We start from the raw sequence: 6,422 nt of genomic DNA on the forward strand, positions 1-6,422 counted from the left end.
GGTCTGGTAGGCGTAGGCGGCGCGGATCACCGACGGGTCCTCGCCTTCGGCGAAAACGATCCGCTTGGGGTTGGCCAGGACGGCGCCGCTGATCTTCTGCAGGAAGCCGGCGGTGGGGTCCAGGCGCTGGGCCAGGCCGGCGCGATAGGCGTCCATGTCGGCGATCGGCTTGCGGGCCACGCCGGTGTCCATCGCGGCCTGGGCGACGAACGGCGGCACGTACCAGATCAGTCGCGGGTCGAAGGCCGAGGGGATGATGTATTGCGGGCCGAACTTCAGCTGGCGGCCGTGATAGGCGGCGGCGACCTCGTCGGGCACGTCCTCGCGGGCCAGCATGGCCAGGGCGTTGGCGCAGGCGATCTTCATCTCGTGGTTCACGCGGCGGGCCCGCACGTCCAGCGCGCCGCGGAAGATGTAGGGGAAGCCCAGGACGTTGTTGACCTGGTTGGGATAGTCGCTGCGGCCGGTGCCCATGATCGCGTCCTTGCGGATCGCGTGGACCTCTTCCGGGGTGATCTCGGGGTCGGGGTTGGCCATGGCGAAGATGACCGGGTTGGGGGCCATGCTGGCGATCATCTCGGGCGTGAAGGCGCCTTTCGCCGAGAGGCCCAGCAGGACGTCGGCGCCGACCACGGCCTCGGCCAGGGTGCGCAGCGGGGTGTCGACCGCGTGGGCGCTCTTCCACTGGTTCATGCCCTCGGTGCGGCCCCGGTAGAGCACGCCCTTGCTGTCGACGGCGATCACGTTCTCGGGCCGCACGCCCATGGCCTTGATCAGCTCCATCGAGGCGATGCCGGCCGCGCCGGGACCATTGAGGACCACCTTCACGTCTTCCAGCTTCTTGCCGGTGATGTGGCAGGCGTTGATCAGGCCGGCGGCGCAGATGATCGCCGTGCCGTGCTGGTCGTCGTGGAACACCGGGATGTCGAGCAGCTCCTGCAGCTCGGTCTCGATGCGGAAGCATTCGGGGCTCTTGATGTCCTCCAGATTGATGCCGCCGAACGTGACGCCGATGTTCTTGACCACCGTGATGATCTCGTCGGCGTCCTTGCTGGTGATCTCGATGTCGATGGAATCGACGTCGCCGAAGCGCTTGAAGAGCACGCTCTTGCCCTCCATCACCGGCTTCGAAGCGAGCGCGCCCAGGTCGCCCAGGCCCAGGATCGCGGTGCCGTTGGAGATCACGGCCACCAGGTTGCCCTTGGAGGTGTATTCATAGGCCAGGTCCGGATCCTTGGCGATCGCCAGGACCGGCACGGCGACGCCGGGGGAATAGGCCAGGGACAGGTCGCGCTGGGTGGCCATCGGCTTGGTGGCGACGACGCCGATCTTCCCGGGGGTGGGATAGCGATGGAAGTTCAGCGCTTCCTCGTCCGTGAAGGTCTTCTTTTCCGCGTCGCTCATGGCGCGTTCCCCCTGCTTTGTGATTGGCCTGCAGCACACGTGATGGAGGCGCCGAACGATGCGACGCGTCCTTATATGCGGCCACCGTAGCGACCGGGCGGGGCCGTAACAACCTCGCGGGCTTGAAGTTTTTAGGGTGCAAACGCTTGTTCTGCTTGGATTTGCGCCTGTCCAACGTTGTCATTCGGCTTGACCTGAGGGGGCGGGTCGGGAGACTACCGCGCGGGTCATTCCCGGGAGATCGCCTTGAGCCAGAACGACTTAGCTCCGCAAAAAGGTACCGTTACCATTGCTCTCGCGGGCGCTCTCGGGCGGATGGGCCAGGCCCTGGCCAAGACGCTGGACGGGCGGAGCGACGCGGTGGTTTCCGCGCGATTTGATCGACCGGGCTCCACGGGAGACGGCCTGGTCGAGCGCGACGAGGCCCTGAAGGCCGTCGACGTGGCCGTCGACTTCACGATTCCCGAGGCCTCCGTCGCCCTGGCCGAGGCCGCCGCCGCCAATGGCGGCCCGGCCCTGGTCATCGGCTCGACCGGCTTTTCCGACGACCAGAACGCCCGGATCGCGGCGGCGGCGACCAAGGTGGCCATCGTCAAGTCCGGCAACTATTCGCTGGGCGTCAACATGCTGATGGGCCTGGTCCGCCAGGCCGCCGCCGCCCTGCCGGCGTCCGACTGGGACGTCGAGGTGTACGAGGCCCACCACAAGCGCAAGATCGACGCCCCGTCCGGCACCGCCCTGATGCTGGGCCAGGCGGCCGCCGACGGGCGCGGCGTGGGCCTGGGCCAAGTGTCCGACCGGGGCCGCGACGGCGTCACCGGACCGCGCAAGGAAGGGGCCATCGGCTTCTCCGTGGTGCGCGGCGGCGGGATCATCGGCGAGCACAGCGTGATCTTCGCCGGCGAGGAGGAGGTGCTGACCCTGTCGCATTCGGCCACCGACCGGGGCCTGTTCGCGCGGGGCGCGGTCGCCGCCGCCTTGTGGGTCAAGGGCCGGCCGCCGGGCCTGTACGACATGCAGGACGTCCTCGGCTTCGAAAGTAAGGCCTAACAATCGCCGCAGCTTGCGGCATTGTGCGCCCTGATGGCCGAGCCCCCCACGCCAGAGACGAAACCCGAGGCCCAAGCCGTGGCGCGGACCCGCCGCGCCGCGCTGGTCGACGCCGGGCTGGAGGCGATGAGCCTGGCCGCCCTGGCCTTCGTGGCCATCGGCTTCTCGGCCTATGCCGGCCGCCGCGAGATCAGCCGCGAGCTGGCCCTGGCCTGGCTGAACGACAAGGGCATCGAGGCGACCCTCGATCTCGAGGACCTGGACGCCACCGGCTTCGCCGGCGCGATCCGCCTGGGTCCCAAGAACGCCCCGGTGTTCTCGGCCGAGCGCATCGAGGTGGCCTATGACCTGGCCGCGCCGTGGAGTGGTTCGAAGTTTTCGCTGAACACCCGCGCCGTGCGGCTGGTTCGGCCTCGGGTCAATGCCAGCCTGGACGCCAAGGGCCTGAACTTCGGGGCCCTGCAGCCGCTGATCGACGAGGCGCTGAAGTCGCCGTCAGAGCCGACGACGCCGGGCCCGGCGATCCTGATCGAGGACGCCCGGGTGCTGCTGCGCACGCCCGGCGGCCCGGCCCGGCTGACCGGCGACGCCAGCCTGGACGACGGCAAGCTGCTGCGCTTCGACGGCCGGCTGGCYGCCATGCGCTACGCCACCCAGGGCCTGTCGTTCGAGACCGACGGCGCCCTGCTCAAGGCCCGCAAGCGCGGCGACCGCCTGACCGTCGACGTCCAGCTGGCCCTGAAGACCTTCAGCGCCGGCCAGCTGGACCTGACCGAGGCGCAAGGGACCCTGCAGGCCGACCTGACCTATCCGGACCTCAAGACCCTCTCGATGGTCGGCCCGGCCGAGGCGCGGCTGGCCTTGAGGGCCCGGGGCGCCGAGGTCGAGGCCGCCAGCCTGGGCGGGCTGGAGGCCAATCTGGCCGTGGCCGGCCTGCTGAGCGGCGACTTCCAGCGCGGCGGCCTGACCGGCAAGACCACCCTCCACGCCCGGGGCGAGCGCCTGACCGCCCAGGGTCTCGATAGCCGCGACGTGGTCGCCGACCTCGATCTTTCCAACCTGGCCCTGACCTACGACCCGGGCGGCGTGCGCGGCTCGGCCCGCACCCGCCTGGCCGCCAACGCCGAGCGGGCCGTGGCCGGCGGCGCGGCCCTGTCGCGCACGGCGCTCGAGGTTCAGTCCTCCAGCCTGACCCTGACGTCGGATGCGCAGCGCACGTCGATCAGCGGACCCCTGTCGGTGACGGCGGGCAGCGGTCGCGCGGCGATGGGCGGGGTGGTGCTGTCCAGCCTGGCCGCCGACGGCAAGGGGCGGTTCTCGGTCGGGACCGACGGGATCGCCCTGGCCCTGGACGCCCGCGCCGACGCCGACGGCGCCATGACCGGGCCGGACGCCCAGCGCGTGACCGCCGCCCTGCCCAATCCCGACTACGCCCAGGCCGCCGCCCGGGCCCTGTCGCGGTTCGAGCTCAGCGCCCCGGCCCTGAAGCTGGGCATCACCGGCGGCCAGACGATCCTGTCCCTGCCCCGTCCGGTGGCCCTGACCGCCCCCGGCGGCGCCAAGGTCGTGCTCGGCGCGCCCGGCGGTCCCCTGGTCGCGGCCCGGGACGGCGCGGCGACCGGCCGGGCGGTGGTGACCCTAAGCGGCGGCGGCCTGCCCGACGTCACCCTGAAGGCCCCGAACTGGCGCTCCGACGCCTCGGGCCTGACCAGCGCCGTGATCGCGGCCGGGACCTTGGACGTGCCGCCCGTGGCCGGCCTGACCGGAACCCTGGCCGGCCAGGCGCGGCTGGCCGCCGGCGGCCTGACCCTGCGGCTGAACGGCTGCACGCCGCTGACCGCCCGGGCGATCCTGACCGGCGAGCCGCCGATCAGCGACGTYAAGTTCACCCTCTGCCCCACCGCCCAGCCCCTGGTCGTCGCCAGCGGCGGCGTCTGGCGCGCCTCGGCCCAGGTCAAGGACGGCCAGGCCCTGATCAACGCCGCCCAGGCCCGGATCGAGGGTGTGACCGCAAGCTTCGTCGGCGGCGGAAAAGGCTTCGACGCCGCCCAGGTCAAGGTCACCGGCGGCCRCATCGTCGAGGCCTCGACCGAGGGCAAGCGCTTCGAGTCGGTCGCCGCGGTCGGCGAGATCGACCTGGCGCGCGGCCAGTGGACCGGGGCGCTGAGCGCCTCGACCCTGGACGGCCGCCCCGTCGGAACCCTGACCCTGCGCCACGACGTGGTCAGCGGCCGAGGCCAGGCCGACATCGACGCCTCCAAGCTGGTTTTCGCCAAGGGCGGGCTGCAGCCGCTGGGCCTGACGCCCCTGGCCTCGGTCGCCCGCGACGCCGAGGGCCCCGCCGCCTTCACGGGCCGCTTCAGCTGGGTCGGCGAGACGCTGACCAGCCAGGGCCAGGTCTCGACCACGGGCCTGGATTTCAAGAGCCCGCTGGGCCAGGTCCACCAGCTGAAGGGGCGGATCGTCTTCGACAGCCTGGCGCCGCTGACCAGCCCGCCCGGCCAGGTCCTGACCATCGACAGTGTCGACGCCGTCGTGCCGATCCAGTCGGTCCGCGCCAGCCTGGGCCKCGGCGCCGAGGCCCTGCATCTGGAGGCCACGAGCTTCGAGGCCTCGAAGGGCAAGGTCACGCTGGAGCCGCTGGACGTGCCGCTGGACGGCAAGGGCGTGATCAAGGGCGTGGTCAATATCGCCGGCCTGGACCTGGGCCAGCTGGTGTCCGGCTCGTCCCTGGCCGACAAGATCAAGGTCGAGGCCACCATCGACGGCCGCCTGCCGTTCGAGGCGGGCCCCGCCGGCTTCCGCTTCGTCGACGGCAAGGTCTACGCGGTCGGCCCCGGCCGCCTGTCGATCGCCCGCGAGGCCCTGAGCGGCGTGAACGCGGGGCAGGGAGCGGTCGATCCGAACGACCCGCTGACCGTCAAGAAGGACGTTCCGGTCAACGCCATCCAGGACTTCGCCTACCAGGCCATGGAGAACCTGCACTTCGAGACGCTCGAAGCCGGGGTCAACAGCACCGACAAGGGTCGGCTGGGCGTGCTGTTCCACATCAAGGGCGAGCACGATCCCAAGATCGTCGAAAAGGCCAAGGTGGGTCTGATGGAGCTGCTCAACGGCAGCGCCTTCCAGCGCCGCATCCCCCTGCCCGCCAAGACGCCGGTCGATCTGACCCTCGACACGTCGCTGAACTTCGACGAGCTTCTGGCGGCGTGGAAGCGCGGCTGGCAGGAGAGCGAGCCGGAAACGCCCGCCCCCGCGCCGGTTTCGACCCCCGTTTCGCCGCCCCCCGTCCCGCCCCCGGCGGAAACGCCCCGTTCAGATGCGGTTCAGCGTTGAATCGCCAAACTTCCCGAGAACTGGAGACACCCGTCATGAAGCGCGCCCTGCTCCTTCCCCTCCTCGCGGTGGGCGCCCTTGCGGCGTGCACCCCGACGGTGCGGGTCAAGGTCGATCCGATCAACATCTACGCCAAGCTGGACGCCGACGTGCGCGTGCGACTGGACAAGGAAGTCCAGACGCTGATCCAGCAAAACCCCAACCTGTTCTAAGAGAGGAACCGACATGATCCGCAAGACCATGACGATCCTGGCCGTGGCCGCCTCGATGGGCGCCGTCGCCCTCGCCGTCCCCGCCTTCGCCCAATCCGCCGCCGCCAAGGCCGCTGTCGACGCCGGCAAGGCGTCGGGCGTGGTCGGCGAGCAAGCCGACGGCTTCCTGGGCGTCGTCTCGGGCGGCGACGCCGCCGTCCGCGCCGCCGTGGCCGAGATCAACACCGCCCGCGCCGCGCTCTACAAGGACACCGCCGCCAAGACCGGCGCCACCCCCGAAGCCGCCGGCCAGGCCACCGCCAAGCAGCTCTACGCCCGCCTGGCGCCCGGCCAGTACTGGAAGCCGCTGGATGGCGGCTGGACGAAGAAGTAGGGGCGGTCGGGTCGGGAGAAATCTCGGCCCACCAACCTAACCACCGT

At 70.9% G+C, this 6,422-nt stretch carries 5 protein-coding genes; 4 read left to right on the plus strand and 1 reads right to left on the minus strand.

Translation table 11 applies throughout. The features are described 5' to 3' along the window. The coding region (locus tag AC1DZ6_RS16500) for a malic enzyme-like NAD(P)-binding protein (protein ID WP_477098231.1) at window positions 1–1,404 on the minus strand (1,404 nt) is incomplete at its 3' end. A gap of 246 nt (window positions 1,405–1,650) precedes the next feature. On the opposite strand from AC1DZ6_RS16500, the gene dapB reads away from it, so the two are divergent. The 4 genes from dapB to AC1DZ6_RS16520 are packed head-to-tail and all read left to right on the plus strand — an operon-like array spanning window position 1,651 to window position 6,375. Beyond that, on the plus strand, window positions 1,651–2,454 hold the full coding sequence (dapB, locus tag AC1DZ6_RS16505) for a 4-hydroxy-tetrahydrodipicolinate reductase (RefSeq protein ID WP_477098232.1): 804 nt from the start codon (window positions 1,651–1,653) through the stop codon (window positions 2,452–2,454). 33 nt (window positions 2,455–2,487) lie between these two features. Next, window positions 2,488–5,790, plus strand: a complete 3,303-nt coding sequence (locus tag AC1DZ6_RS16510; RefSeq protein WP_477098233.1) for an intermembrane phospholipid transport protein YdbH family protein — start codon at window positions 2,488–2,490, stop codon at window positions 5,788–5,790. Between the two features lie 35 nt (window positions 5,791–5,825). After that, window positions 5,826–6,002, plus strand: coding sequence for a YnbE family lipoprotein (locus tag AC1DZ6_RS16515; protein ID WP_477098234.1), 177 nt, complete (start codon window positions 5,826–5,828; stop codon window positions 6,000–6,002). Window positions 6,003–6,015: 13 nt separating this feature from the next. Next, entirely contained in the window at window positions 6,016–6,375 is a 360-nt protein-coding gene (locus AC1DZ6_RS16520) for a YdbL family probable chaperone protein (RefSeq protein WP_477098235.1), read from the plus strand. Window positions 6,376–6,422: the final 47 nt, after the last annotated feature.

This window comes from Caulobacter sp. P1_B12_2 (assembly GCF_056406675.1).

Excerpts from the sequence above, each read along its gene's own strand:
- AC1DZ6_RS16515 (WP_477098234.1), top strand. The coding sequence starts at position 5,826 with ATGAAGCGCGCCCTGCTCCTTCCCCTCCTCGCGGTGGGCGCCCTTGCG.
- AC1DZ6_RS16520 (WP_477098235.1), top strand. The coding sequence starts at position 6,016 with ATGATCCGCAAGACCATGACGATCCTGGCCGTGGCCGCCTCGATGGGC.